Source organism: Variovorax sp. MSC1_012 (assembly GCF_023667525.1).
GTDB classification, from domain to species: Bacteria; Pseudomonadota; Gammaproteobacteria; order Burkholderiales; family Burkholderiaceae_C; genus Variovorax; species Variovorax beijingensis_B.
The window spans coordinates 4,733,803-4,756,461 of record NZ_CM174443.1; the positions used below are offsets into that span (position 1 = coordinate 4,733,803).

Annotated in this window: 29 protein-coding genes; 24 read left to right on the top strand and 5 right to left on the bottom strand. The window is 64.6% G+C overall.

Going from position 1 to position 22,659, the window contains the following annotated elements; translation table 11 throughout:
• Window positions 1–8 precede the first annotated feature (8 nt).
• Entirely contained in the window at window positions 9–914 is a 906-nt protein-coding gene (locus tag L1081_RS22210) for a LysR substrate-binding domain-containing protein (RefSeq protein ID WP_489414110.1), read from the bottom strand.
• 254 nt (window positions 915–1,168) lie between these two features.
• On the opposite strand from L1081_RS22210, the gene L1081_RS22215 reads away from it, so the two are divergent.
• The gene (locus L1081_RS22215; protein WP_489414111.1) at window positions 1,169–1,537 is read left to right on the top strand and encodes a DUF4148 domain-containing protein; all 369 of its coding nucleotides are present in this window, start codon (window positions 1,169–1,171) and stop codon (window positions 1,535–1,537) included.
• Window positions 1,538–1,626: 89 nt separating this feature from the next.
• On the opposite strand, the gene L1081_RS22220 is transcribed toward L1081_RS22215, so the two are convergent.
• On the bottom strand, window positions 1,627–2,787 hold the full coding sequence (locus L1081_RS22220) for a CorA family divalent cation transporter (RefSeq protein ID WP_489414112.1): 1,161 nt from the start codon (window positions 2,785–2,787) through the stop codon (window positions 1,627–1,629).
• 3 nt (window positions 2,788–2,790) lie between these two features.
• Window positions 2,791–3,780: a porphobilinogen synthase gene (hemB, locus tag L1081_RS22225; RefSeq protein ID WP_526025437.1), complete on the bottom strand. Its 990-nt coding sequence runs from the start codon at window positions 3,778–3,780 to the stop codon at window positions 2,791–2,793.
• Between the two features lie 362 nt (window positions 3,781–4,142).
• Here hemB and L1081_RS22230 point away from each other — a divergent pair, with 362 nt between their 5' ends.
• The 23 genes from L1081_RS22230 (at window position 4,143) to L1081_RS22340 (ending at window position 21,296) form a co-directional block, all read left to right on the top strand.
• Window positions 4,143–4,571, top strand: coding sequence for a CopD family protein (locus L1081_RS22230; RefSeq protein WP_015867675.1), 429 nt, complete (start codon window positions 4,143–4,145; stop codon window positions 4,569–4,571).
• Window positions 4,572–4,585: 14 nt separating this feature from the next.
• Entirely contained in the window at window positions 4,586–5,701 is a 1,116-nt protein-coding gene (locus L1081_RS22235) for a VanZ family protein (protein ID WP_489414114.1), read from the top strand.
• A 32-nt stretch (window positions 5,702–5,733) separates the two neighbouring features.
• Window positions 5,734–6,087, top strand: a complete 354-nt coding sequence (locus tag L1081_RS22240) for a (2Fe-2S) ferredoxin domain-containing protein (RefSeq protein WP_015867673.1) — start codon at window positions 5,734–5,736, stop codon at window positions 6,085–6,087.
• A gap of 72 nt (window positions 6,088–6,159) precedes the next feature.
• Window positions 6,160–6,792, top strand: a complete 633-nt coding sequence (locus L1081_RS22245) for an alpha/beta fold hydrolase (RefSeq protein WP_489414115.1) — start codon at window positions 6,160–6,162, stop codon at window positions 6,790–6,792.
• 53 nt (window positions 6,793–6,845) lie between these two features.
• Window positions 6,846–8,015 (top strand): D-alanyl-D-alanine carboxypeptidase family protein, encoded by a 1,170-nt coding sequence (locus L1081_RS22250; RefSeq protein WP_489414116.1) that lies wholly within the window; start codon window positions 6,846–6,848, stop codon window positions 8,013–8,015.
• Between the two features lie 190 nt (window positions 8,016–8,205).
• Complete coding sequence (gene rpsL / locus L1081_RS22255) at window positions 8,206–8,583, top strand: 30S ribosomal protein S12 (RefSeq protein ID WP_013543948.1); 378 nt, start codon at window positions 8,206–8,208, stop codon at window positions 8,581–8,583.
• 150 nt (window positions 8,584–8,733) lie between these two features.
• A complete protein-coding gene (rpsG, locus tag L1081_RS22260; protein WP_007829591.1) occupies window positions 8,734–9,207 on the top strand; it encodes a 30S ribosomal protein S7 in 474 nt (157 codons plus the stop codon).
• 96 nt (window positions 9,208–9,303) lie between these two features.
• Window positions 9,304–11,403, top strand: a complete 2,100-nt coding sequence (fusA, locus tag L1081_RS22265) for an elongation factor G (protein ID WP_489414117.1) — start codon at window positions 9,304–9,306, stop codon at window positions 11,401–11,403.
• 196 nt (window positions 11,404–11,599) lie between these two features.
• Window positions 11,600–12,793 carry an elongation factor Tu gene (gene tuf / locus L1081_RS22270; protein WP_012745744.1) on the top strand — a complete coding sequence of 398 codons (1,194 nt, stop codon included), beginning with the start codon at window positions 11,600–11,602 and terminating at the stop codon, window positions 12,791–12,793.
• A gap of 21 nt (window positions 12,794–12,814) precedes the next feature.
• Window positions 12,815–13,129, top strand: coding sequence for a 30S ribosomal protein S10 (gene rpsJ, locus L1081_RS22275; RefSeq protein WP_007838118.1), 315 nt, complete (start codon window positions 12,815–12,817; stop codon window positions 13,127–13,129).
• A gap of 146 nt (window positions 13,130–13,275) precedes the next feature.
• Window positions 13,276–14,865, top strand: a complete 1,590-nt coding sequence (locus tag L1081_RS22280) for a hypothetical protein (RefSeq protein WP_489414118.1) — start codon at window positions 13,276–13,278, stop codon at window positions 14,863–14,865.
• A 14-nt stretch (window positions 14,866–14,879) separates the two neighbouring features.
• Window positions 14,880–15,416: a hypothetical protein gene (locus L1081_RS22285; RefSeq protein ID WP_489414119.1), complete on the top strand. Its 537-nt coding sequence runs from the start codon at window positions 14,880–14,882 to the stop codon at window positions 15,414–15,416.
• A gap of 255 nt (window positions 15,417–15,671) precedes the next feature.
• Window positions 15,672–16,352 carry a 50S ribosomal protein L3 gene (gene rplC, locus L1081_RS22290; RefSeq protein ID WP_021012791.1) on the top strand — a complete coding sequence of 227 codons (681 nt, stop codon included), beginning with the start codon at window positions 15,672–15,674 and terminating at the stop codon, window positions 16,350–16,352.
• The gene (rplD, locus tag L1081_RS22295; protein ID WP_013543942.1) at window positions 16,352–16,972 is read left to right on the top strand and encodes a 50S ribosomal protein L4; all 621 of its coding nucleotides are present in this window, start codon (window positions 16,352–16,354) and stop codon (window positions 16,970–16,972) included. Before rplC ends, rplD begins: the two co-directional genes overlap by 1 nt.
• Window positions 16,969–17,304, top strand: a complete 336-nt coding sequence (rplW, locus tag L1081_RS22300; RefSeq protein WP_007838129.1) for a 50S ribosomal protein L23 — start codon at window positions 16,969–16,971, stop codon at window positions 17,302–17,304. Before rplD ends, rplW begins: the two co-directional genes overlap by 4 nt.
• A gap of 2 nt (window positions 17,305–17,306) precedes the next feature.
• A complete protein-coding gene (rplB, locus tag L1081_RS22305) occupies window positions 17,307–18,131 on the top strand; it encodes a 50S ribosomal protein L2 (RefSeq protein WP_015867666.1) in 825 nt (274 codons plus the stop codon).
• Between the two features lie 10 nt (window positions 18,132–18,141).
• Complete coding sequence (gene rpsS / locus L1081_RS22310; protein ID WP_007838132.1) at window positions 18,142–18,420, top strand: 30S ribosomal protein S19; 279 nt, start codon at window positions 18,142–18,144, stop codon at window positions 18,418–18,420.
• Between the two features lie 9 nt (window positions 18,421–18,429).
• Window positions 18,430–18,762, top strand: a complete 333-nt coding sequence (gene rplV, locus L1081_RS22315) for a 50S ribosomal protein L22 (RefSeq protein ID WP_007838134.1) — start codon at window positions 18,430–18,432, stop codon at window positions 18,760–18,762.
• Window positions 18,763–18,779: 17 nt separating this feature from the next.
• The gene (rpsC, locus tag L1081_RS22320; protein ID WP_015867665.1) at window positions 18,780–19,706 is read left to right on the top strand and encodes a 30S ribosomal protein S3; all 927 of its coding nucleotides are present in this window, start codon (window positions 18,780–18,782) and stop codon (window positions 19,704–19,706) included.
• A gap of 28 nt (window positions 19,707–19,734) precedes the next feature.
• Window positions 19,735–20,151, top strand: a complete 417-nt coding sequence (rplP, locus tag L1081_RS22325) for a 50S ribosomal protein L16 (RefSeq protein WP_015867664.1) — start codon at window positions 19,735–19,737, stop codon at window positions 20,149–20,151.
• Window positions 20,152–20,206: 55 nt separating this feature from the next.
• Complete coding sequence (gene rpmC / locus L1081_RS22330) at window positions 20,207–20,416, top strand: 50S ribosomal protein L29 (protein ID WP_041946241.1); 210 nt, start codon at window positions 20,207–20,209, stop codon at window positions 20,414–20,416.
• Window positions 20,417–20,425: 9 nt separating this feature from the next.
• Window positions 20,426–20,695 carry a 30S ribosomal protein S17 gene (gene rpsQ, locus L1081_RS22335; protein WP_015867662.1) on the top strand — a complete coding sequence of 90 codons (270 nt, stop codon included), beginning with the start codon at window positions 20,426–20,428 and terminating at the stop codon, window positions 20,693–20,695.
• Window positions 20,696–20,789: 94 nt separating this feature from the next.
• Window positions 20,790–21,296, top strand: coding sequence for a redoxin family protein (locus L1081_RS22340; protein WP_489414120.1), 507 nt, complete (start codon window positions 20,790–20,792; stop codon window positions 21,294–21,296).
• Between the two features lie 5 nt (window positions 21,297–21,301).
• Here the strand turns inward: L1081_RS22340 and L1081_RS22345 are convergent, their stop codons facing one another.
• Together L1081_RS22345 and L1081_RS22350 are read right to left on the bottom strand one after the other, a co-directional pair.
• On the bottom strand, window positions 21,302–21,889 hold the full coding sequence (locus tag L1081_RS22345; RefSeq protein WP_489414121.1) for a GNAT family N-acetyltransferase: 588 nt from the start codon (window positions 21,887–21,889) through the stop codon (window positions 21,302–21,304).
• Window positions 21,886–22,599: a cytochrome b/b6 domain-containing protein gene (locus tag L1081_RS22350; RefSeq protein WP_489414122.1), complete on the bottom strand. Its 714-nt coding sequence runs from the start codon at window positions 22,597–22,599 to the stop codon at window positions 21,886–21,888. Before L1081_RS22350 ends, L1081_RS22345 begins: the two co-directional genes overlap by 4 nt.
• Between the last annotated feature and the right edge of the window lie 60 nt (window positions 22,600–22,659).

Below are 22,659 nucleotides of genomic sequence, written 5' to 3' on the forward strand. Positions count from 1 at the left end.
GGCCGTTGCTATTTTTTTGGGGAGCCCGGTCCTTTGCCGACGCGGGTCTGCAGAAAGTCGAGCAGCGCACGCAGCGCGGCGCTGTTGTGGCGCCGCTGCAGGTAGGCGGCCGAGAGCCACATGTCCTTGCGCGCATAGCCCTGCAGCACCGGCACCAGCTCGCCGTGGTCGATGTGCGACTGCACGAGGATCGAGGGCAGGTAGATCACGCCGAAGCCGTGCATCGCCACCCGGATCAGCGGCGCGCCCTCGGTGCAGTCCATGCGGCTCTTCACCGGCACGTCCAGCGGCTCGCCGCCGTCGTCGAAGCGCCAGACCGGCTGGGCGCCCAGCAGCGAATGCGTGAGCGCCTCGTGTGCCGCGAGGTCGCGCGGGTGCCCGGGCTTGCCGTGCTTCTTCCAGTACACCGGCGATGCGCAGACCACCATCTCCATGAGCATCAGCTTGCGCACGATCAGGTTGGCGTCCGCCACCGGGCCGCTGCGGATGTCGACGTCGATGCCTTCTTCCGCAAGGTCGACCGCGCGGTTGGTCAGCTGCAGGCTGATGCTCACGTCCGGGTAGTAGCGCATGAATTCGGCCAGCAGGCTCGGAAACTCGCCGTTGCCCATGCCGTGCGGCGCGGAAATCCGCAGCCGGCCGCCGGGCTGCCTGGCGCGCTCCTGCAGTTCGGCCTGCGTGAGTTCCACCATTTCGAGCACCGGGGTGCTGCGCTCGAGCAGCAATTGCCCGGCATCGGTCAGGCTTACGGAGCGCGTGGAGCGGTTGAGAAGGCGCACGCCGAAGCGCGTTTCGAGTTCCGCCACGTATTTGCTGACCGTCGCCTTCGACATATCGAGCTTCTTTGCCGCGTGCGAGAAGCTGCCATGCGAGGCCACTTCCCGGAAGGTTCTGATCAGATCGAGACTGTCCATGTCAAAGCGCCCATTGTTTCCGTTTCATGACCAGCCTGCTGCGATTTTCCGGGAAGACCCGGCACTGCAGGCGCCGGTGCGTGCTCGGTTCGTGTGCATGCCGCCGGGGCGTCATTGTTTCAATAGAGGAAACACCGTGTCTCTGTTCCGCGTGATTTACAAAGGCCGTTCAGTTGGAAACTCGCCGCACAGGTGAGCACGAACGAACGAGCGAGCCTGGTGGACGAACCATCCAACGAACACAAGGAATTGAAATGAAGACCTCGCACATCCTCGCCGCCGCTGCCCTGACCCTGCTGGCCGCCACCGGCGCTCAAGCCGAATCCTACGAAGGCGTGAACACCGCCGTCTCGACCAAGAGCCGCGACGAAGTCAACGCCGAAGCCGTGCGCGCCGCATCGGCTCCGAACCAGAACGTGACCCGCGGTTCGCGCGGCCCGGAAACGGTCGCCGTGTCGAAGGACCGTGCGCTCGTGGAAGCCGAAGCCGTCCGTACCGCCTACGCTCCCGACCAGAACGTGACCGGCGGCTCGCGCGTCAACAGCAAGGTCATCTCGACGATGCCCCACCCGATGGACGCACGCGTTCAAGCCCAGCAAGGCTCGGGCGCCGTCGCCAAGTAAGATCGGCAAGACCGCTGCTGCCCCTCGCGGGCAAGCAAAAAGGCCGCGCAATTGCGTGGCCTTTTTGTTTTCAGGGCGGGTTGCGAGCTTCAGCGCGTGCGCGCCAGGTAGCGCTTGCGCCAGAACACCAGCACCAGCAGCAGCGCGATCACCAGCATCGCCATCATGGCGATCCAGAAGCCGTCCGCCTTGTGCACCAGCGGAATGAACTCGAAGTTCATGCCGAAGATGCCGGCAATGAGGTTGAGCGGCAGGAAGATGGCCGTCAGCACGGTGAGCACCCGCATGATGTCGTTGGCGCGGTGGCCCTGCACGCTGAAATGCATCTGCACCGCGGTTTCCGCGTTCTGTTCGAGCCGGTGCACGTGGTGCACCACGCGTTCGATGTGCTCGAGCACGTCGCGGCTTCGCACCATGATCAGTTCGCGTTCGCGCTGCTCCGCCTCGCCCTTGGCAGGAGGCAGCGTCTCGAGCGAGTCGATCCAGTCCTGGATGGCCGCGCGCTGGTCTTCGCAGATCTCGTCCAGGTGGTGCAGCGACTGCCGGGCTTCCATCAGCGCGCCCCAGTTGGTGAAGCGGCTGCGCGGATCGATCAGCTCGGTCTGCCAGTGGTCGAGCTGGCGCGTGAGTTCGCGGCGCATGTCCAGGTAGCCGTCGACGATCTGGTTGATGACGCGCAGCATCAGGTCGGCGGTGCCGGTGGGCACGCGGGCCGAGGTGGCGCGCACGTCGAGCGCGGGGGCGCCCTTGTCGTCCGGCGATCCGGCGGCGAGCAGCCGGGCGGCAAAGGCGTCGCGCACGGCGCCGTCCTCGGGGTGCACCGACAGCAGCACGCGGTCGAACAGCGCGAAACCCACGGGGCGGGTGTCGACCCGCCGAAGCACCGGCGGGCCGCGGCGCAACGGCGCGGGAAGGGGCGGCTCGCCGCCCGTGGTGCCCTTGCCGTTGCCCAGCGCCGCCTGGCCGGGACCGCTCGAGAGGCGCCGGAACACCAGCACGTCGTATTGCGAGGTGTAGTCGTAGTGCGACGGCAGCTGGTCGTTGAGCAGGTCCGCCACGTGCAGGTCGACCAGCTGCGCCTGGCAGAGCGACTGCAGGATCTGCTGGACCTCGGGCAGCGAGGCGCGAAACTCGTCCCGCGTGAGCGAAATCCAGAGATAGCCTTGCGCGGCGCAGGCCCCGGGCAGCGCGAGAGGAGCCAGCGCCGGATGCTCGCTCACGCGCGAGCGGTTGATTTCGAAGATGCGCATGCGCTATTGTTTTTGTAGCAACCGCGCGGCATCGAGCGCAAAGTAGGTGAGCACGCCGTCGGCGCCGGCGCGCTTGAACGCGAGCAGGCTTTCGAGCACCACCGCGTCGTGGTCGAGCCAGCCGTTCTGGGCGGCGGCCTTGAGCATCGCGTATTCGCCGCTCACCTGGTAAGCGAAGGTCGGCACATGGAATTCGTCCTTCACGCGGCGCACGATGTCCAGGTACGGCATGCCGGGCTTGACCATCACCATGTCGGCGCCCTCGGCAATGTCGAGTCCGACCTCGCGCAGCGCCTCGTCGCTGTTGCCCGGGTCCATCTGGTAGACCTTCTTGTTGCTCTTGCCGAGCGTCGCGGCCGAGCCCACGGCGTCGCGGAACGGCCCGTAGAAGGCGCTCGCGTACTTGGCGCTGTAGGCCATGATGCGGGTATGGATGTCGCCGCGGGCCTCCAGCGCAGTGCGGATCGCGCCGATGCGGCCGTCCATCATGTCGCTGGGCGCCACAATGTCGACGCCGGCTTGCGACTGTGTGAGCGCCTGCTTCACCAGTACCTCGACGGTGGCGTCGTTGAGGATGTACCCGGTATCGTCGAGCAGGCCGTCCTGCCCGTGGCTGGTGTAGGGGTCGAGCGCCACGTCGGTCATCACGCCGAGTTCCGGAAAGCGCGACTTGAGCGCGGCGACCACGCGCGGGATCAGCCCGTCGGGATTGAAGGCCTCGTCGCCCGCGGGCGTCTTGAGGCTCGCATCGATCACCGGAAAGAGCGCCATCACCGGGATGCCGGCCTTCACGCACTGCTCTGCCACCGGCAGCAGCAGGTCGAGGCTCAGGCGATCCACGCCAGGCATCGAAGGCACGGCGTCGCGCTTTTTCTCGCCTTCCTGCACGAACACCGGATAGATGAGGTCGTGCGCCGTCAGCGCATGCTCCCTGACCAGGTTGCGGGTGAAGGTGTCGCGGCGCAGGCGGCGCGGCCGGCCGGCGGGGTACATGGCAAAGGAAGATGGCGTCATAGGCGGAAAATTGTGCCTGAAGCCTCCATTCGTGCGCTGGGTGACTGGCCAAGTGTTGTCCGATGACCATCCGGACACGTAGATCGAAGGTTCTCCTTTTTTGCGTGGAAATGTCAAAGAATCTGGCCCGGGCCGCTTGAAACTTTGTTTCGCCTTTGTTAAATTCAAAAGCGGGCGGTTTACCGCTCCCCGCTTTTCCTCCCTGAGCGGGTGCCTTGATGTGTGACAGCAAAAGGGCTTCCCAGCCCGACGTGAAGACGTCGGGCTTTTTTTTGCCCGCTGCATCCGCGCCGGCGGCAAAGCCCGGCCTGCACGGCGCGGCCGGCCACTAAACTGGCCCCATGCTCTGGGTTAAATCTCTTCACATCGTCTTCATTGCCAGCTGGTTCGCCGGGTTGTTCTACCTCCCCCGGATCTTCGTCAACCTGGCGATGGTGCCGCCCGAGTCCGTGGCCGAACGCGAGCGCTTGCTTCTGATGGCGCGCAAGCTGTTGCGCTTCACGACCTTCCTGGCCATTCCGGCGCTGGGTTTCGGCCTCTGGCTCTGGCTGGGCTATGGCATCGGCCGCGGCCCGGGCAACGGCTGGCTGCATGCCAAGCTGGCGCTGGTGCTGGCAGTGATCGGGTATCACCATGCCTGCGGCGTGCTGCTGCGCCGCTTCGTGGCCGGAGGCACCCAGCGCAACGACCGCTGGTACCGCTGGTTCAACGAACTGCCGGTCCTGCTGCTGCTCGGGATCGTGGTGCTGGTGGTCGTCAAGCCGTTCTGAGCCCGAAAGCCACGGTGGAGACGCAGCACAAGTCCGCCGCGCTGCCCCTGGCGCTGGCCTACGCGGCGCTGATCGTCTATGCCAGCCTGTACCCGTTCGCCGACTGGCGCGACCAGGGCATTGCGCCGTGGGCCTACCTGTCGGCCTCGTGGCCCAAGTACTGGACGGGCTTCGATTTCGCGGTCAACGTGGGCGGCTACGTTCCCTTCGGCTTCCTGTGTGCGCTGGCGGTATTGCGAACGCGGCGCGACGCCAGCGTCTGGCGTGCGGTGCTGCGCGCCACGCTGGCCGGCACGGCCGTGGCCTTTGCCATGGAAACGCTGCAGAGCTATCTGCCCGCGCGCATTCCTTCCAATGTCGACCTGGGCCTGAACAGTTCCGGCGCGCTGCTGGGGGCCCTGCTCGCGGCGGGGCTCGAACGGCTTGGCGCGGTGGCGCACTGGAGCCGCACGCGCTCGCAGTGGTTCGTCGACGATTCGCGCGGCGCGCTGGTGCTGCTCGCGCTGTGGCCGTTGGCGCTGCTGTTCCCGGCTGCCGTGACCTTCGGCCTCGGCCAGGTGTTCGAGCGGCTCGAGGTCGCGGTCTCGGAGTGGCTGCTCGACACGCCCTTCATCGACTGGATGCCGCTGCGCCAGTTCGAGCTGGAGCCGCTGGTGCCGGCTGTCGAACTGCTGTGCGTGATGCTCGGTGCCCTGGTGCCGTGCCTGCTGGCTTTCATGGTGACGCGCACGGTCGCCCGGCGTGCCGTGCTGCTGCCGCTCACGCTGCTCGCGGGCATCGGCGCCTCGGCGCTGTCGGCGGCGCTGAGCTACGGCCCCGAGCACGCATGGGCATGGCTGGGCCTGCCGGTGCAGGTCGGCATTGCGACGGCGCTGGTTGCCGGCGTGCTGCTGCTCGGGGCGCCGCGCCGGCTGTGCGCGGCCCTGCTGCTGGTGGCGCTGGTGATCCAGTTGAGCCTGCTGAACCAGGCGCCCGAGAGCGCGTATTTCGCACAGACCCTCGCCACCTGGGAGCAGGGACGCTTCATCCGCTTCCACGGTCTGGCGCAGTGGCTCGGGTGGCTCTGGCCGTTCGCGGTTCTTGCGTATGTGGTGGCGGCGCTGTCGCGCCGGGGGCGGCCGGCCGGCTGATGGCGTGCGGCGGGCGTCACTAAAATCTCCCGATGCCCAGTTCCTCTTCCGCCGCGCCGCGCGGCTACTACGGCCGCCACATCTTCTTTTGCCTGAACGAGCGCAAGAACGGGGAAGACTGCTGCGCCCTGCACAACGCCCAGGCGGGTTTCGACCGCTGCAAGGCGAAGGTCAAGGAGGCGGGGCTGGCCGGGCCCGGCAAGGTGCGCGTCAACAAGGCGGGCTGCCTGGACCGCTGCGCCGGCGGCCCGGTGGCGGTGGTCTATCCCGAAGCGGTCTGGTACACCTTCGTCGATGCCGACGACATCGACGAGATCGTCGACTCGCACCTGAAGAACGGCCAGGTCGTCGAGCGCCTGCTGCTGCCTCCCGATGTGGGCCGCTGAACTTTTGGCGGGATCCCGCGCTCGTACCGTGCACCCAAGCCCTCGGGGCCGGTCAGTTCCATTCCTCTCATCATGAATTCCCAGACCGAAAAGATCCGCCTCCAGGGCGCCGCCGGCGTCATCGAGGTGCAGCGCGATCAGCCAGCGGATGCCGCGCGCGGCGTCGTCGTGATCGCCCATCCGCATCCGCTGTTCGGCGGCACCATGGACAACAAGGTGGTGCAGACCCTGGCGCGCGCCTTCGTCTCCTGCGGCTGGACCGCGGTGCGCTTCAACTTCCGCGGCGTGGGTGCGAGCGAAGGCGCGCACGACGAAGGGCGCGGCGAGTGCGAAGACATGTTGAACGTCGTCGCCCAGCTCGCGCCCGAGGGCCCGCTGGCGATTGCCGGCTTTTCGTTCGGCGCCTTCGTGGCAAGCTGCGCGGCCGAAAAGCTCTGGGCCAGCCGCGACCTGCGGCAGCTCGTGCTTGTCGGAACGGCGGCTTCGCGCTTCTCCGTGCCCACGCTGCCGGCTGAGGCGCACGAGTGCACGCTGGTGGTCCACGGCGAAGCCGACGACACAGTGCCGCTGGCGGCGGTCATGGACTGGGCGCGGCCGCAGTCACTCCCTGTCACGGTTATTCCGGGGGGCGGCCATTTCTTTCACGGACAATTGCCGCTCCTCAAAAGTCTGGTCGTCCGCCATCTGCGCGCGGGCGCCGCGTGAAAAGCCTCACGGGCTTGTGTTTTCGTCTCCTCCCGTCTCTCCCTATTGCTCCCATGAATCGTTTTTTTGACGCGTTTCGCGCGCTGGTGCTGGCCGCCGCCGCATCGGCTTGCATGATCGCCGCTGCCCAGGTGCCGGCGCCGCCCGAGATCGCCGCGCGCAGCTACCTGCTGCTCGATGTCACGGCCAACCAGATCCTTGCGCAGAAGGACATCGACAGCCCCGTGGAGCCGGCGTCGCTTACCAAGCTGATGTCGGCCTACGTCGTGTTCGACGCGCTGCGCGCCAAGAAGATCACGCTGGCCCAGACGCTGCCGGTCAGCCAGCGCGCCTGGAAGATGCCCGGTTCGCGCATGTTCATCGATCCCAAGATGCAGGTGCCGGTCGAAGACCTGATCAAGGGGCTCATCGTGCAGTCGGGCAACGACGCCACCGTGGCGCTGGCCGAGGGCGTGGGCGGCACCGTGGAGCATTTCGTCGAGCTCATGAATGCGCAGGCCAAGGTGCTGGGCATGAAGAACACGACCTACAAGAACCCCGAAGGCCTCACCGCGCCCGGCCACACCACCACGGCGCGCGACCTGAGCATTCTCGCGACGCGCCTGGTGCGCGACTTCCCCGAGGAAGCCAAGTACTACGCGATCAAGAAGTACCGCTATCCTGGAACGCCGTCGACCAACGACACCAACCGCAACCTGCTGCTGTTCCGCGACCCGACCGTCGACGGCCTGAAGACCGGCCACACCGAGGCGGCCGGCTACTGCATGATCGCCACCGCCAAGCGCGACTTCCCCAACCTGACCGGCGGGCGCCGGCTGCTGTCGATCGTGCTGGGCACCTCGGGCGAAACCGTGCGCGCGAACGAATCGCAGAAGCTCCTGAACTGGGGCTACACGGCCTACGACGCCGTGCGCCTGTTCGACGCCGGCCAGCCGGCCGCCACGCCGGCGGTCTGGAAGGGCAAGGCCAACACGCTCAAGCTGGGCCGCCCGGAGGCCATCGTGGTCGCGGTACCGGCCGGTACCGCTAGCAAGATCAAGACCCAGGTGGCGCGCCCCGATCCGCTGGTGGCGCCGTTCACCAAGTACCAGCCGGTGGGTTCGCTCAAGGTGACGCTGGACGACCAGCCCCTGGCGGACGTGCCGCTGGTGGCGCTGGAAGGCGTCGAGCAGGCGGGCATCCTCGGCCGCGCCTGGGATGCCGTCCGGCTCTGGATCAAGTAAGGAAGGGCGCCAGGCAACGCCGGCCGGCGCTGTCCTTGCCGTTTCAAGCCCGCCTGCTATACTCGTGGGCTTTTCGGAATTTTCCGAAGGGTTTCACGTTTTCGTTATTCCCGGTTTCCTTGCCTTGCGTCACGACAAGTCAGGGGCGGCTTCACAGCCAGGGCCGGGTTGTTTTGGGACTAATTCATTCATGCCAACCATCAATCAACTGGTGCGTCAGGGTCGAACGGTCGAAAAGATCAATTCGAAGAGCCCTGCCATGCAGAACTCGCCGCAACGCCGCGGTGTCTGCACCCGCGTCTACACCACGACGCCCAAGAAGCCCAACTCGGCGCTTCGTAAAGTTGCCAAGGTCCGTCTGACCAATGGCTTCGAAGTCATCTCCTACATCGGCGGCGAAGGCCACAACCTGCAGGAACACAGCGTCGTGCTGGTTCGCGGCGGTCGTGTCAAGGACTTGCCCGGTGTTCGCTATCACATCGTGCGCGGTTCGCTCGACCTGCAAGGCGTGAAAGACCGCAAGCAGTCGCGCTCCAAGTACGGTGCGAAGCGTCCCAAGAAGGCTTAAGCCTTCCTGTCGTAAAAAACAAAACGGTGTTCGGTTGCCTTGGCGGGCACATCGAACGAAGTGACCCAATGTCGGGTCGAGTAAGTGAGAGTCCGGAATGGCTCTCGCGGTATCGGAAACGATGCCAACTGAAGCAAAGAGGTTAGAAAAATGCCACGTCGTCGCGAAGTCCCCAAACGTGAAATCCTGCCGGATCCCAAGTACGGCAATGTCGAGCTGTCGAAGTTCATGAACGTGATCATGGAAGGCGGCAAGAAGGCTGTTGCCGAGCGCATCATCTATGGCGCGCTCGACTTCATCGAAAAGAAGAACCCCGACAAGGACCCGCTCGAGGCCTTCACCGTCGCCATCAACAACGTGAAGCCAATGGTCGAAGTCAAGTCGCGCCGCGTCGGCGGTGCCAACTACCAGGTGCCGGTCGAAGTGCGTCCCGTGCGCCGCCTGGCGCTCTCGATGCGCTGGATCAAGGAAGCCGCCCGCAAGCGCGGCGAGAAGTCGATGGCCCTGCGCCTGGCCAACGAGCTGATGGAAGCCACGGAAGGCCGTGGCGGTGCCATGAAGAAGCGCGACGAAGTGCACCGCATGGCAGAAGCCAACCGGGCATTCAGCCACTTCCGCTTCTAAGAATCAAACTTCGCTTGGGCGTTGGGTGTTGAGTGTCGGGCGACGTCGCCCGTGCTCAAGGCCCAGCGCTCAACGCATTTAACCCGAAAGTAAATCATGTCCCGCAAGACCCCCATCGAGCGCTACCGCAACATCGGCATCTCCGCGCACATCGACGCCGGCAAGACCACGACGACCGAGCGCATCCTGTTCTACACCGGTGTGAACCACAAGATCGGTGAAGTGCACGATGGCGCCGCCACGATGGACTGGATGGAGCAAGAGCAAGAGCGTGGCATCACGATCACCTCGGCTGCCACCACCTGCTTCTGGAAGGGCATGGCCGGCAAGTTCGAAGAACACCGCATCAACATCATCGACACCCCCGGCCACGTGGACTTCACCATTGAAGTCGAGCGCTCGATGCGCGTGCTGGACGGCGCCGTCATGGTGTACGACGCTGTCGGTGGCGTGCAGCCCCAGTCGGAAACCGTCTGGCGCCAGGCCAACAAGTACAAGGTTCCGCGCCTCGCGTTCGTCAACAAGATGGACCGCACCGGCGCCGACTTCCTGCGCGTGCGCCAGATGATGGTGGACCGCCTGAAGGCCAACCCCGTCGTGATCCAGATCCCGATCGGTGCCGAAGAGCACTTCCAGGGCATCGTCGACCTCGTGAAGATGAAGGCGATCATCTGGGACGAAGACAAGGGCGTGACCTTCACCTACGGTGAAATCCCCGCGAACCTGACCGACGTCTGCAACGAATACCGCGAAAAGCTCGTCGAAGCCGCTGCCGAAGCGAGCGAAGAGCTGATGAACAAGTACCTCGAAGGCAACGAGCTGACCGAGGAAGAAATCAAGAAGGCCATCCGCCAGCGCACCATCGCCGGCGAAATCCAGCCGATGCTGTGCGGCTCGGCCTTCAAGAACAAGGGCGTGCAGGCCATGCTCGACGCCGTCGTCGAATACATGCCCGCTCCGACCGACATTCCGCCGGTCAACGGCACCGACGAAGACGAAGCCCCCGTCACCCGCAAGGCTGACGACAGCGAGAAGTTCTCGGCGCTCGCATTCAAGCTGATGACCGACCCGTTCGTGGGCCAGTTGACCTTCGTTCGCGTCTACTCGGGCGTGCTGACCAAGGGCGACAGCGTCTACAACCCGGTGCGCGGCAAGAAGGAGCGCATCGGCCGTATCGTGCAGATGCACGCGAACAACCGCGAAGAAGTCAACGAAATCCGCGCCGGCGACATCGCCGCGTGCGTGGGCCTGAAGGAAGTGACCACGGGCGAAACCCTGTGCGACCCGGCGGCCGTCGTGACGCTCGAACGCATGGTGTTCCCGGAATCGGTGATCTCGCAAGCCGTCGAGCCCAAGACCAAGGCCGACCAGGAAAAGATGGGCATCGCCCTGCAGCGCCTCGCTCAGGAAGACCCGTCGTTCCGCGTCAAGACCGACGAGGAATCGGGCCAGACCATCATCGCCGGCATGGGCGAGCTGCACCTCGAAATCATCGTGGACCGCATGAAGCGCGAGTTCGGCGTGGAAGCCAACGTGGGCAAGCCGCAAGTGGCCTACCGCGAAACGATCCGTAAGACCGTCGAGGAAGCCGAAGGCAAGTTCGTGCGCCAGTCGGGCGGCAAGGGCCAGTACGGCCACGTTGTGCTCAAGCTCGAGCCGCAGGAAGCCGGCAAGGGCTTCGAATTCGTCGACGCCATCAAGGGCGGTGTGGTTCCTCGCGAATACATCCCCGCAGTGGAAAAAGGCGTTGTGGAAGCGCTGACGCAAGGCGTGCTGGCGGGCTACCCCGTCGTCGACGTCAAGGTCACGCTGCACTTCGGCTCGTACCACGACGTGGACTCGAACGAAATGGCGTTCAAGATGGCCGCGATCTTCGGTTTCAAGGAAGGCGCCCGCAAGGCCAACCCCGTGATCCTCGAGCCGATGATGGCCGTGGAAGTCGAAACGCCCGAAGACTACGCCGGCAACGTGATGGGCGACCTCTCGTCACGCCGCGGCATGGTGCAGGGCATGGACGACATGATCGGTGGCGGCAAGTCCATCAAGGCCGAAGTGCCGCTGTCGGAAATGTTCGGTTACTCGACCACGCTGCGTTCGATGTCGCAAGGCCGCGCCACGTACACGATGGAGTTCAAGCACTACGCCGAAGCTCCCCGTAACGTCGCCGAAGCCATCGTGGCCGCTCGCGCAAAATAATGTCTTTGCGGGACAGACCAGGATTTGCGCAGCAAATCTGCTCTGTCCCCAACTGATTAAAAAGAATGTGGGGTCACGCAGTGCGTGGCCTTCGTTGTCTGCGATCCGGTGCCGCCGCGTTCCCGTGCGAGGCGAACCAGCAATCGGATGCAGACATAAAACCAATACACGGGAATGCTCTTTCAAGGATTGAAAAATGGCAAAAGGTAAATTCACCCGCACCAAGCCGCACGTGAACGTGGGCACGATCGGTCACGTTGACCACGGCAAGACCACGCTGACGGCGGCCATCGCCACGGTGCTGTCGGCCAAGTTCGGCGGCGAAGCCAAGGCCTACGACCAGATCGACGCGGCGCCCGAAGAAAAGGCCCGCGGCATCACCATCAACACCGCCCACGTCGAGTACGAGACGGCCAACCGCCACTACGCTCACGTCGACTGCCCCGGCCACGCCGACTACGTCAAGAACATGATCACCGGCGCTGCCCAGATGGACGGCGCCATCCTCGTGTGCTCGGCCGCCGACGGCCCCATGCCCCAGACCCGCGAGCACATCCTGCTGGCGCGCCAGGTGGGTGTGGGCTACATCATCGTGTTCCTGAACAAGTGCGACATGGTGGACGACGCCGAACTGCTCGAGCTCGTCGAGATGGAAGTGCGCGAGCTTCTGGACAAGTACGAGTTCCCCGGCGACGACACCCCCATCATCCACGGCTCGGCCAAGCTCGCCCTGGAAGGCGACAAGGGCAAGCTCGGTGAAGAAGCCATCATGAAGCTGGCCGAGGCGCTGGACACCTACATCCCGACGCCCGAGCGCGCCGTGGACGGCACCTTCCTGATGCCCGTGGAAGACGTGTTCTCGATCTCCGGGCGCGGCACCGTGGTGACCGGCGCCGTCGAGCGCGGCGTGATCAAGGTCGGCGAGGAAATCGAGATCGTGGGCATCCGCCCGACCGTCAAGACCACCTGCACCGGCGTGGAAATGTTCCGCAAGCTGCTCGACCAGGGTCAAGCGGGCGACAACGTGGGCGTGCTGCTGCGCGGCACCAAGCGCGAAGAAGTCGAGCGCGGCCAGGTGCTGTGCAAGCCCGGCTCGATCAAGCCGCACACGCACTTCACCGCCGAGGTGTACGTGCTGTCCAAGGACGAAGGCGGCCGTCACACGCCGTTCTTCAACAACTACCGTCCGCAGTTCTACTTCCGCACGACGGACGTGACCGGCGCGATCGAGCTGCCCAAGGACAAGGAAATGGTCATGCCTGGCGACAACGTCAGCATCACCGTGAAGCTGATCAACCCGATCGCGATGGAAGAAGGCCTGCGCTTCGCCATCCGCGAAGGCGGCCGCACCGTGGGTTCGGGCGTCGTGGCAAAGATCCTCGACATCTAAGCCGGACGCAAAGGAATCATCATGGCTACCAAGCAAAAAATCCGCATCCGCCTGAAGGCGTTCGACTACAAGCTGATCGACCAGTCGGCAGCCGAAATCGTTGATACCGCCAAGCGCACCGGCGCGATCGTCAAGGGCCCCGTGCCGCTGCCGACCCGCATGAAGCGTTTCGACATCCTGCGTTCGCCGCACGTCAACAAGACTTCGCGCGACCAGCTCGAGATCCGCACGCACCAGCGCCTGATGGACATCGTCGACCCGACCGACAAGACCGTGGACGCGCTGATGAAGCTCGACCTGCCGGCTGGCGTGGACGTCGAAATCAAGCTGCAGTAAACCGGCCTCGCGCTGCGTTTCCTGAAAAGCCCGCTTGCAGAAATGCAAGCGGGCTTTTTTCATTTGTGTCCCAACTGTGGCATCCTCGCGCACCGGCATTCTTCGAGGCAAGCGGGGCCGGGGCTGAAACGAGGGCAGTACACGCTATGAGCTACAAGAACTCTTCTGCATGGATCGCGGCATGTGTCGCGGTGGCGTTGCTGGCCGGCTGCGGTGGCGGAGGCGGGGGAGGTGGCGGCGGCCTGGCCGGCTTCCCGCTGCCGGTGGCGGGTCCGGTGACCCTGAGCGGTACGGCCACCTATGAGTCCGTGCCGAATCCGAATGGCTCCCTCGTCTATGCCAGTTCGGCTCCCAGGCCCGTGCGAGGGGCCAGTGTGGAAGTGCTCAATGCGGCAACGTCCGCGCAACTGGCCACGGCCACCACCGACGACAACGGCGCCTATGCGGTGTCCGTGCCCGCCAACACGATGGTCGCGGTGCGGGTCAAGGCCCAGCTGGTTCGAAGCGGCCCGGGCGCAAGCTGGGATGTGACGGTGCGCGACAACACGCGTTCCGGCGGCCTGTACACCATGCAGAGCCCCACCTTCTCGTCCGGCATGGTCGCCTTGGTGCGCGACCTTCACGCACCTTCGGGCTGGGGTGGCTCGAGCTACACCGAGGACCGGGTCGCGGCGCCTTTTGCCATCCTCGATACGGTCTACACCGCCATGCAGAAGGTCATGTCGGTGGCGCCCGCAACGGCGTTTCCGGTATTGCGCGTGTTCTGGAGTCCGAACAATGCGCCGACCGATGATGTTTTCAATCTTGCGACGGGACAGATCGGCACCACCTTCTTCGTCGACAGAGGCAGCAACGGCCGCGAAATCTATGTGCTGGGCAAGGAAGACGCCGATACCGACGAATACGACAATTCGGTGATCGCCCATGAATGGGGTCATTACTACCAGTCCTCATTCAGCCGCGACGACTCGATGGGCGGGGACCACAGTCAGGGCCAGCGTACCGATCGCCGGCTCGCCTTCTCGGAGGGCTGGGGCAATGCCTGGTCGGGCATTGCACTCGGGCGCCGGAATTACGTCGACTCGCTGGGCGCGCGGCAAGCGGCGGTAGATGGGCCCAACATCGATCTCTCTGCTGGCGCGACAACCACGCCGGGCTGGTACAACGAGACCTCGATCCAATCGATCTTCTGGAACCTCAACCAGCAGGTCGGCTTCAAGCCGATCCACGATACGCTGACCGGCTTCCAGTTCAGGAGCGGTGCGGCAGTTACCTCGATCCACCCTTTCTCGGCGGCCTTCAACGCGACCGCCCCGGGCAGCGCTTCGGCCTTGGCTGCCCTGCTCGGCGGGCAGAGCATCAACGCGACGGACAACGATCCGTTCGGCGGCGCGGAAACGAACAGCGGCGGCACCCCGACGATTCCGAACGTGCTCCCGATGTACAGGAGCGCCACCGTCGGCGGCACCGTGACCCAGGCTTGCGTCTCCAATGTTGCCGGCACGGGCAACAAGCTCGGCAACTTCTCCTATGTTCGTTTCATTGCGCCTGCCAACCGCAGCTACCAGATCGTCGTGAACGGCGGTCCGGCAGGATCCAACCCCGATTTCGACATCTTCAGGGGCGGCCGGATTGCCCGCACCGGCAATACGGTCAGCCTGTCGGCTGGCGAGTACGTTCTGGCAGTGAGGGACAGAAGCAGTCTCGACGCATGCTTCAACGTCTCCATTCAGTAGCAAGAAAGGCCGCCATGAACATCCGTTTGAATTCGATGATGGCCCTCGCGTGCCTCGCACTGGCAGCGCTGTCGGCGCCGGCCGCGGCCGACGGCGAGCCCGGGTCGCGCAGCGCCAGGCATCCGGCGTCGCAGCGCCATGCCGCCCCGATGACCACGGCGCCGCAAAAGCCCGGCGGCGCCGGCGTCAAGCTCGACTATCGGCTCGACGCCACGCCGCAGCTGGGCCAGGCCACGCCTGTCGTGCTGCAATTCGACGGCGTGACCGACGCCGACGGTGCCACGGTCCGCCTGAGCGCCGACAAGGGACTGACCCTTCAGGGAAGCAACGCCATCGCGCTGCCGGCCGGCAAACGGACCACGGCCACCGTCGTCGTGGTGAGCGAGGCCGAAGGGCTGGCCTACCTCAATGTGTTCATCAATCAGGGCGGCGGCTCAAGCGTGGTTTCGGTCCCCATCCAGACCGGCACGGCGGCGCCAACCCTGAAGTCCAGCGGCGAAATGAAGGCCACGCCGGGCGGCGACAGCATCATCACGATGCCTGTCAAATAGGCCCAAAGCGGGCAAAAAAGGCCGAAAACCAGGGGGCAATGCCCCTGCAGGCCGCTTCGCAATGCAGCTTGCACTGCGCCCGCATCGCGGGCTATAATCGCTGGCTCTGCCCTTCGTGCGTCCATTTGGGTGCCGTGAGGGCGGAGATTTATCAACCTTCTTTCGCAGGCCGGGACCCCACAGGGAATCGGCCAAACGCTGTCGCCAATTGAAGTGGCAGCGGCGAGGGGAGTTTCCATTTTTGGAGAAAACAAAATGAGTCTGAGCAACTCCCTCGGGTTGCTGGGCCGCAAGGTGGGGATGATGCGTCTCTTCACCGATGACGGGGACGCAGTTCCTGTCACGGTGGTGGATGTGTCCAACAACCGTGTGACCCAGATCAAGTCGCAAGAGACCGACGGCTACGTCGCACTGCAAGTGACGTTCGGTTCGCGCAAGGCATCGCGCGTGACCAAGCCCCAAGCCGGCCACCTCGCCAAGGCGGGTGTCGAAGCTGGTGAAATCATCCGCGAATTCCGCGTGACCGCCGATACCGCAGGCCAGCACAAGGCTGGCGGCGTGATCGCCGCGAGCAGCGTGTTCTCGGTGGGCCAGAAGGTCGACGTGCAAGGCACCTCGATCGGCAAGGGCTACGCCGGCACCATCAAGCGCCACAACATGAGCTCGCAACGCGCGTCGCACGGCAACAGCCGTTCGCACAACGTTCCCGGCTCGATCGGCATGGCACAAGACCCCGGTCGCGTGTTCCCCGGCAAGCGCATGACGGGCCACCTCGGCGACGTCACCAAGACCACGCAGAACCTCGATGTCTTCCGCATCGACGAAGCGCGTCAACTGTTGCTCATCAAGGGCGCGATCCCGGGTTCGAAGGGTGGCTTCGTCACCGTGCGTCCCGCCATCAAGGCCAAGCCGCAAGCGGCTGAAGGAGCGAAGTAATGCAACTCGAACTCCTGAACGAACAAGGCCAGGCCGCGTCGAAATACGACGCCCCCGAGACCGTGTTCGGCCGTGACTACAACGAAGACCTGGTCCACCAGATCGTCGTTGCATTCCAGGCCAACGCCCGCCAAGGCACGCGCGCCCAGAAGGACCGCGAGCAGGTCAAGCACTCGACCAAGAAGCCTTTCAAGCAAAAGGGAACGGGCCGCGCCCGTGCCGGTATGACGTCCTCGCCGTTGTGGCGCGGGGGTGGCCGGATCTTCCCGAACATGCCTGACGAAAACTTCTCGCAGAAGATCAACAAGAAGATGTACCGCGCCGGCATGGCCGCCATCTTCTCGCAGCTCGCTCGCGAAGGCCGTCTGGCCGTGGTGGATTCGCTGACCGTGGATTCGCCCAAGACGAAGCCGCTGGCAGCCCGTTTCAAGGCGATGAATCTCGAGTCCGTGCTCGTGATCGCCGAAGAAGTCGACGAAAACCTGTACCTTGCCTCGCGCAATCTGGTGAACATTCTCGTGGTCGAACCCCGCTACGCCGATCCGGTGTCGCTGGTCCACTACAAGAAGGTGCTGGTCACCAAGGGTGCCGTCGACAAGCTCAAGGAGATGTTCGCATGAGCCGCGTGAACCCTACCGCCGCTGAACGTACGTTCGAAGAAGGCCGCCTGATGGCGGTGCTGGTCGCCCCGATCGTGTCCGAAAAGGCCACGATGGTCGGCGAGAAGTCGAACGCTGTCACTTTCAAGGTGCTGCAAGACGCCACCAAGCCCGAGATCAAGGCCGCTGTCGAACTGATGTTCAAGGTCGAAGTCCAGGGCGTGTCGGTGCTCAACACCAAGGGCAAGACCAAGCGCTTTGGCAAGTCCATCGGCCGCCGCGACAACGTTCGCAAGGCCTATGTGACGCTCAAGCCCGGTCAAGAGCTCAACCTCGTCGGGGAAGGCGCTTAATCATGGCCGTCATCAAGATGAAACCCACTTCGCCGGGCCAACGCGGCGCGGTGAAGATCTCGCGGGACCACCTGTTCAAGGGTGCTCCTCATGCGCCTCTGCTGGAACCCCAGTTCCAGAAGGCCGGCCGCAACAACAACGGCCACATCACGATCCGTCATCGTGGCGGCGGTGCCAAGCACCACTACCGCGTTGTCGACTTCGTGCGCAACAAGGACGGCATCCCGGCGAAGGTCGAACGCATCGAGTACGACCCGAACCGCACCGCCCACATTGCCCTGGTCTGCTACGCCGACGGCGAGCGCCGCTACATCATCGCCCCGCGCGGTCTTGAGGCTGGTGCAACGCTGCTGAGCGGTTCGGAAGCTCCGATCCGCGCCGGCAACACGCTGCCGATCCGCAACATTCCGGTCGGCTCGACGATCCACTGCATCGAACTGCAACCCGGCAAGGGCGCGCAGATCGCGCGTTCGGCCGGTACGTCGGCCACGCTGCTGGCTCGCGAAGGCGTCTACGCCCAGGTCCGCATGCGTTCGGGTGAGGTGCGCCGCATCCACATCGAATGCCGCGCCACCATCGGTGAAGTCGCAAACGAAGAGCACAGCCTGCGCCAGCTCGGCAAGGCCGGTGTGAAGCGTCACATGGGTATTCGCCCGACCGTTCGCGGCGTGGTGATGAATCCTGTCGACCACCCGCACGGTGGTGGCGAAGGCAAGACCGGCGAAGGCCGCCATCCTGTCGACCCATGGGGCAACCTGACCAAGGGCTACCGTACCCGTAACAACAAGCGCACGCAGGTCTTCATCGTGTCGCGCCGCAAGAAGTAAGGGATAGCAAATGACTCGCTCTCTCAAAAAGGGTCCGTTTGTTGACCATCACCTCGTGGCCAAGGCCGACAAGGCAGTGACGACGAAGGACAAGAAGCCGATCAAGACCTGGTCGCGCCGCTCGATGGTTCTGCCCGAGTTCATCGGCCTGACCATTGCCGTGCACAACGGCAAGCAGCACGTGCCTGTCTACATCACCGACCAGATGGTCGGCCACAAGCTCGGCGAATTTGCGCTCACGCGCACGTTCAAGGGGCACCCCGCGGACAAGAAAGTCCAGAAGAAGTAAGGAACGACCATGTCTGAAACACGTGCAGTCCTCCGCGGTGTCCGCCTCTCGGTCGACAAGGGCCGTCTGGTCGCTGACCTGATCCGCGGCAAGAAGGTTGATCAAGCGCTCAACGTTCTGCAATTCACGCAGAAGAAGGCCGCTGTGATCATCAAGAAGGTGCTCGAGTCGGCAATTGCCAACGCCGAGCACAACGATGGCGCCGATATCGACGAACTGAAGGTCAAGACCATCTACGTCGAACAGGGCGCAACGCTCAAGCGCTTCACGGCGCGAGCCAAGGGTCGCGGTAACCGCATCAGCAAGCCCACGTGCCATGTGTACGTGACGGTTGGCAACTAAGAACGCCTGGAAGAAATATGGGACAGAAAATCCATCCGACCGGCTTCCGCCTTGCGGTTACCCGTAACTGGTCCAGCCGCTGGTACGCAAGCGACCGCGATTTCGCGGGCATGCTGGCCGAAGACATCAAGGTTCGCGAATACCTCAAGAAGAAGCTGAAGAACGCTTCGGTGTCGCGCGTCATGATCGAGCGTCCCGCCAAGAATGCACGCATCACGATCTACTCGGCTCGTCCGGGCGTCGTGATCGGCAAGAAGGGCGAAGACATCGAGAACCTCAAGCGCGAACTGGGCAAGCAGCTCGGCGTGCCGGTGGCAGTGAACATCGAAGAAGTGCGCAAGCCCGAAATCGATGCCCAGCTGATCGCCGACAGCATCACGCAGCAGCTCGAAAAGCGGATCATGTTCCGCCGCGCCATGAAGCGCGCCATGCAGAACGCCATGCGTCTGGGTGCCCAGGGCATCAAGATCATGTCGGCTGGCCGCCTGAACGGCATCGAAATTGCCCGTACCGAGTGGTACCGCGAAGGTCGCGTGCCGCTTCACACGCTGCGCGCCGACATCGACTACGGCACCTCGGAAGCCAAGACCACCTACGGCGTCATCGGCGTCAAGGTCTGGGTCTACAAGGGTGACACGCTGGGCCGCAACGACCTGCCGGCCGTCGAGACGCCGCGTCCGGACGACGAGCGTCGTCCGCGTGGTCCGCGCCGCGATGGCCGCCCGGGTGGCGACCGTCCGGGTTCGGACCGTCGTGGTCCCGGCCCGCGCGCCGGTGCCCGTGGCCCGATCGGTGGCAACACCGCTCCGGCCGACGGCAGCGACAAGCCCGCAGAAGCCACTGGCGCAGCTCCCGCTGCTCCGGGTGCAGACTCGAAACCCGCCGTTAAGCGCGTCCGCAAAGCCGCGCCAGCTGCAGCAGCTGACGGTGCCAAGACCGAGTGATCGGTCTTAGAACTACGGAGTATTAAAAATGCTGCAACCTGCACGCAGAAAGTTCCGCAAGGAACAAAAGGGCCGCAACACCGGCGTCGCAACCCGCGGCAACTCGGTTGCCTTCGGTGACTTCGGTCTCAAATGCACCGACCGCGGCCGCCTCACGGCGCGCCAGATCGAAGCCGCTCGCCGCGCGATTTCGCGTCACGTGAAGCGTGGTGGCCGTATCTGGATCCGCGTGTTCCCGGACAAGCCGATCTCTACCAAGCCCGCCGAAGTGCGGATGGGTAACGGTAAGGGCAACCCCGAGTACTACGTCGCTGAAATCCAGCCTGGCAAGATCGTGTTCGAGATCGTCGGCGTGCCCGAAGAACTCGCCCGCGAAGCGTTCCGCCTGGCCGCCGCCAAGCTTCCGCTGCGTACGACGTTCGTCGCTCGCCAGCTCGGCGCCTGAGAGGAGAACATCCATGGCAACACGTAAGAAAAAAGAAACCGCGGCTCCGGCCAAGGTGACCAAGGCTGCAACCCTGCGCACGAAGGACGTCGCAGCGCTGCAAACCGAAGTCAAGGAACTGCAGAAGGCCCATTTCGGCCTGCGCATGCAGAAAGCCACGCAACAGCTGTCGAACACCTCGACGCTGCGCGTGACGCGCCGCGACATCGCGCGCGCCAAGACCATTCTTGCTCAGAAGCAGCAAGAAACCCAAGCCGCCAAGTAAGGAGTGAACATGACGGAAGCTAAAAAATCCCTCAAGCGCACCTTGATCGGCAAGGTGGTCAGCGACAAGCGTGCCAAGACCGTGACCGTGCTGGTCGAGCGCCGTGTGAAGCACGAGCTCTACGGCAAGATCGTGGCCAAGACGAGCAAGTACCACGCCCATGATGAAAAGGGCGAGTACAAGCTGGGCGACACCATCGAGATCACGGAAAGCCGTCCGATCTCGAAGACCAAGAACTGGGTCGTGACCCGTCTGGTCGAGAAGGCCGTGCTGGTCTGATCACTGGTTGATCGACCTCGGGAAGCCTCTCGAAGGCAACCCATCCGGAAACGGCCCACAATGTGGGCCGTTTTTCTTTTTCAGGAGCACACAGATGATCAAAGTCGGCGACACCCTTCCCTCGGCAACCCTGCAGGAATATTCCGAGGTCGAAGGCGAAGGCTGCAGCATCGGACCGAACCCGGTGGACGTAGGCAAGGCCACGGCCGGCAAGACCATTGCGCTGTTCGCGCTGCCGGGCGCCTTCACGCCCACCTGCTCGGCCAAGCATGTGCCCGGCTATGTGCAGCACTACGACGACTTCAAGGCCGCCGGCGTGGACGAGATCTGGTGCGTGAGCGTGAACGACGCCTTCGTGATGGGCGCCTGGGCGCGCGACCAGAAAACCGGCACCAAGGTGCGCATGCTGGCCGATGGCAGTGCCGATTTCGCCAAGGCCACCGGCCTCACGCTCGACCTGGCCGGCCGCGGCATGGGCCTGCGCAGCAACCGCTATTCGATGCTCGTGAAGGACGGCAAGGTGGCGACGCTGAACGTCGAGGCACCGGGCAAGTTCGAGGTCAGCAATGCCGAGACGCTGCTGGCCCAGGCCCGCGGCTGAGCTGGCTAAAGGTCGACCTTGAGGTAGTGCGCGCCCGCGATCGGGTTGTGATAGTAGGGCGGCACTTCCTCGAATCCCAGGTCTTCGTAGAGCGCGCGGGCCGATTCCATGTCGTCCAGGGTGTCGAGCAGCACACAGGCATAGCCTGCGCCGCGCGCGGCGTCGAGGATGGCTTCGGCGAGCTGCCGGCCGACCCCCAGCCCCCGAAAGCCGGGCCGCACGAACAGCCGCTTCATCTCCGCGGCATTGGCGTAGTCGGCGTTGTCGAGCGGGCGCAGCGCGCAGCAGCCGGCCACGTGCGCCAGCGTGCCGTTGGCGCGCATGAAGGTCGGCGCGCGTTGCCCGGCCTCTTCCTTGATGTGGGCGGCATCGACCAGCGCAAGCAGCAGGGCGCCGCGCGGCTCGGCATAGTCGCCTGGCAGCGTGGCGACTTCTTCCGCGAAGTTCTGGAAGCACAGGTCGATGCCCAGCGAGGCGGCGTAGTCGCGGAAGATCGCGCGCGCCGCATCGAGTTCGCCAGGTTCCTCCGGCGTCAGGAGCACGACGGCTGGCGTGTCGGCCAGCGGCAGGGGGCGTGAAACCGAAAAGCTCATACACGCAGCGATGAAATCCACCAGGCCGCGCCTGCGCATGCGGCGAACAGCACCAGCGCGAGCCCGCGCGAGGCGGTGTCGTCGCGGCTGGGCGCCGCCTGGCTGTGGGCGGGTGCGACCAGCTTGTCGCCCGACACCATGGGCCGCACCAGGCGGTGCCGCTTGACCAGCACATAGAAGAGCACCGCCAGCACGTGCAGGCTCACCAGGGCGATCACGATCGTCTTGCCCGGGCCCTCGTGCCAGCCCGTGGCAAGGCTCACCATATTGCCGGAGACGAAGCGCGTGAGCGGCCCCGCTGCGGAAATTTCGTCGTCCGCCATCAACCCCGTGCCGACCTGTACCGCGAGCACCGCGAGCACTGCGAAAACCGAGAGGGCGCCCAATGGCGTGTGGCCGATCACATGATCGGGATGGGCCCGCCCGCGCAGGTACGCGACGACCGAGCCCGGACCATAGAAGAACGAGGCAAAACGCGACCAGCGTCCACCCACGAAACCCCAGAGCAGGCGAAACAGCAGCAGGGCGAGCACTGTATAGCCCAGGCGGAAGTGCCACTCCATGACGCCGCCGAGGCCGGTGGCGATCAGGCCGATCACGGCAACGCTCAATGTCCAGTGGAAAACGCGCGTCGGCAGATCCCAGATGCGCTTTCGGACGGGGGTGTCGGACGCTGCGGCCTGCATGGCGGCCACGGAAGAGTCGGTCATCGAAGAGGCGAGGTGCGCAAAAGACTGCGGAAGGCGCAGATTAGCAAAGTCCGGGCCGCT

What these genes read in the sequence shown, in the direction of transcription:
- L1081_RS22340 (WP_489414120.1), top strand. Translation starts at nt 20,790, where the DNA reads ATGATCAAAGTCGGCGACACCCTTCCCTCGGCAACCCTGCAGGAATAT.
- L1081_RS22250 (WP_489414116.1), top strand. Translation starts at nt 6,846, where the DNA reads ATGAATCGTTTTTTTGACGCGTTTCGCGCGCTGGTGCTGGCCGCCGCC.
- L1081_RS22345 (WP_489414121.1), bottom strand. Translation starts at nt 21,889, where the DNA reads ATGAGCTTTTCGGTTTCACGCCCCCTGCCGCTGGCCGACACGCCAGCC.
- L1081_RS22245 (WP_489414115.1), top strand. Translation starts at nt 6,160, where the DNA reads ATGAATTCCCAGACCGAAAAGATCCGCCTCCAGGGCGCCGCCGGCGTC.
- rpsL (WP_013543948.1), top strand. Translation starts at nt 8,206, where the DNA reads ATGCCAACCATCAATCAACTGGTGCGTCAGGGTCGAACGGTCGAAAAG.
- L1081_RS22240 (WP_015867673.1), top strand. Translation starts at nt 5,734, where the DNA reads ATGCCCAGTTCCTCTTCCGCCGCGCCGCGCGGCTACTACGGCCGCCAC.
- rplW (WP_007838129.1), top strand. Translation starts at nt 16,969, where the DNA reads ATGAGCCGCGTGAACCCTACCGCCGCTGAACGTACGTTCGAAGAAGGC.
- rpsS (WP_007838132.1), top strand. Translation starts at nt 18,142, where the DNA reads ATGACTCGCTCTCTCAAAAAGGGTCCGTTTGTTGACCATCACCTCGTG.
- rpsG (WP_007829591.1), top strand. Translation starts at nt 8,734, where the DNA reads ATGCCACGTCGTCGCGAAGTCCCCAAACGTGAAATCCTGCCGGATCCC.
- L1081_RS22350 (WP_489414122.1), bottom strand. Translation starts at nt 22,599, where the DNA reads ATGACCGACTCTTCCGTGGCCGCCATGCAGGCCGCAGCGTCCGACACC.
- rplC (WP_021012791.1), top strand. Translation starts at nt 15,672, where the DNA reads ATGAGTCTGAGCAACTCCCTCGGGTTGCTGGGCCGCAAGGTGGGGATG.
- fusA (WP_489414117.1), top strand. Translation starts at nt 9,304, where the DNA reads ATGTCCCGCAAGACCCCCATCGAGCGCTACCGCAACATCGGCATCTCC.
- rpsJ (WP_007838118.1), top strand. Translation starts at nt 12,815, where the DNA reads ATGGCTACCAAGCAAAAAATCCGCATCCGCCTGAAGGCGTTCGACTAC.
- tuf (WP_012745744.1), top strand. Translation starts at nt 11,600, where the DNA reads ATGGCAAAAGGTAAATTCACCCGCACCAAGCCGCACGTGAACGTGGGC.
- rpsQ (WP_015867662.1), top strand. Translation starts at nt 20,426, where the DNA reads ATGACGGAAGCTAAAAAATCCCTCAAGCGCACCTTGATCGGCAAGGTG.
- L1081_RS22220 (WP_489414112.1), bottom strand. Translation starts at nt 2,787, where the DNA reads ATGCGCATCTTCGAAATCAACCGCTCGCGCGTGAGCGAGCATCCGGCG.
- L1081_RS22230 (WP_015867675.1), top strand. Translation starts at nt 4,143, where the DNA reads ATGCTCTGGGTTAAATCTCTTCACATCGTCTTCATTGCCAGCTGGTTC.
- hemB (WP_526025437.1), bottom strand. Translation starts at nt 3,780, where the DNA reads ATGTACCCCGCCGGCCGGCCGCGCCGCCTGCGCCGCGACACCTTCACC.
- L1081_RS22215 (WP_489414111.1), top strand. Translation starts at nt 1,169, where the DNA reads ATGAAGACCTCGCACATCCTCGCCGCCGCTGCCCTGACCCTGCTGGCC.
- rpsC (WP_015867665.1), top strand. Translation starts at nt 18,780, where the DNA reads ATGGGACAGAAAATCCATCCGACCGGCTTCCGCCTTGCGGTTACCCGT.
- rplB (WP_015867666.1), top strand. Translation starts at nt 17,307, where the DNA reads ATGGCCGTCATCAAGATGAAACCCACTTCGCCGGGCCAACGCGGCGCG.
- L1081_RS22285 (WP_489414119.1), top strand. Translation starts at nt 14,880, where the DNA reads ATGAACATCCGTTTGAATTCGATGATGGCCCTCGCGTGCCTCGCACTG.
- rplD (WP_013543942.1), top strand. Translation starts at nt 16,352, where the DNA reads ATGCAACTCGAACTCCTGAACGAACAAGGCCAGGCCGCGTCGAAATAC.
- rplV (WP_007838134.1), top strand. Translation starts at nt 18,430, where the DNA reads ATGTCTGAAACACGTGCAGTCCTCCGCGGTGTCCGCCTCTCGGTCGAC.
- L1081_RS22280 (WP_489414118.1), top strand. Translation starts at nt 13,276, where the DNA reads ATGAGCTACAAGAACTCTTCTGCATGGATCGCGGCATGTGTCGCGGTG.
- L1081_RS22210 (WP_489414110.1), bottom strand. Translation starts at nt 914, where the DNA reads ATGGACAGTCTCGATCTGATCAGAACCTTCCGGGAAGTGGCCTCGCAT.
- rplP (WP_015867664.1), top strand. Translation starts at nt 19,735, where the DNA reads ATGCTGCAACCTGCACGCAGAAAGTTCCGCAAGGAACAAAAGGGCCGC.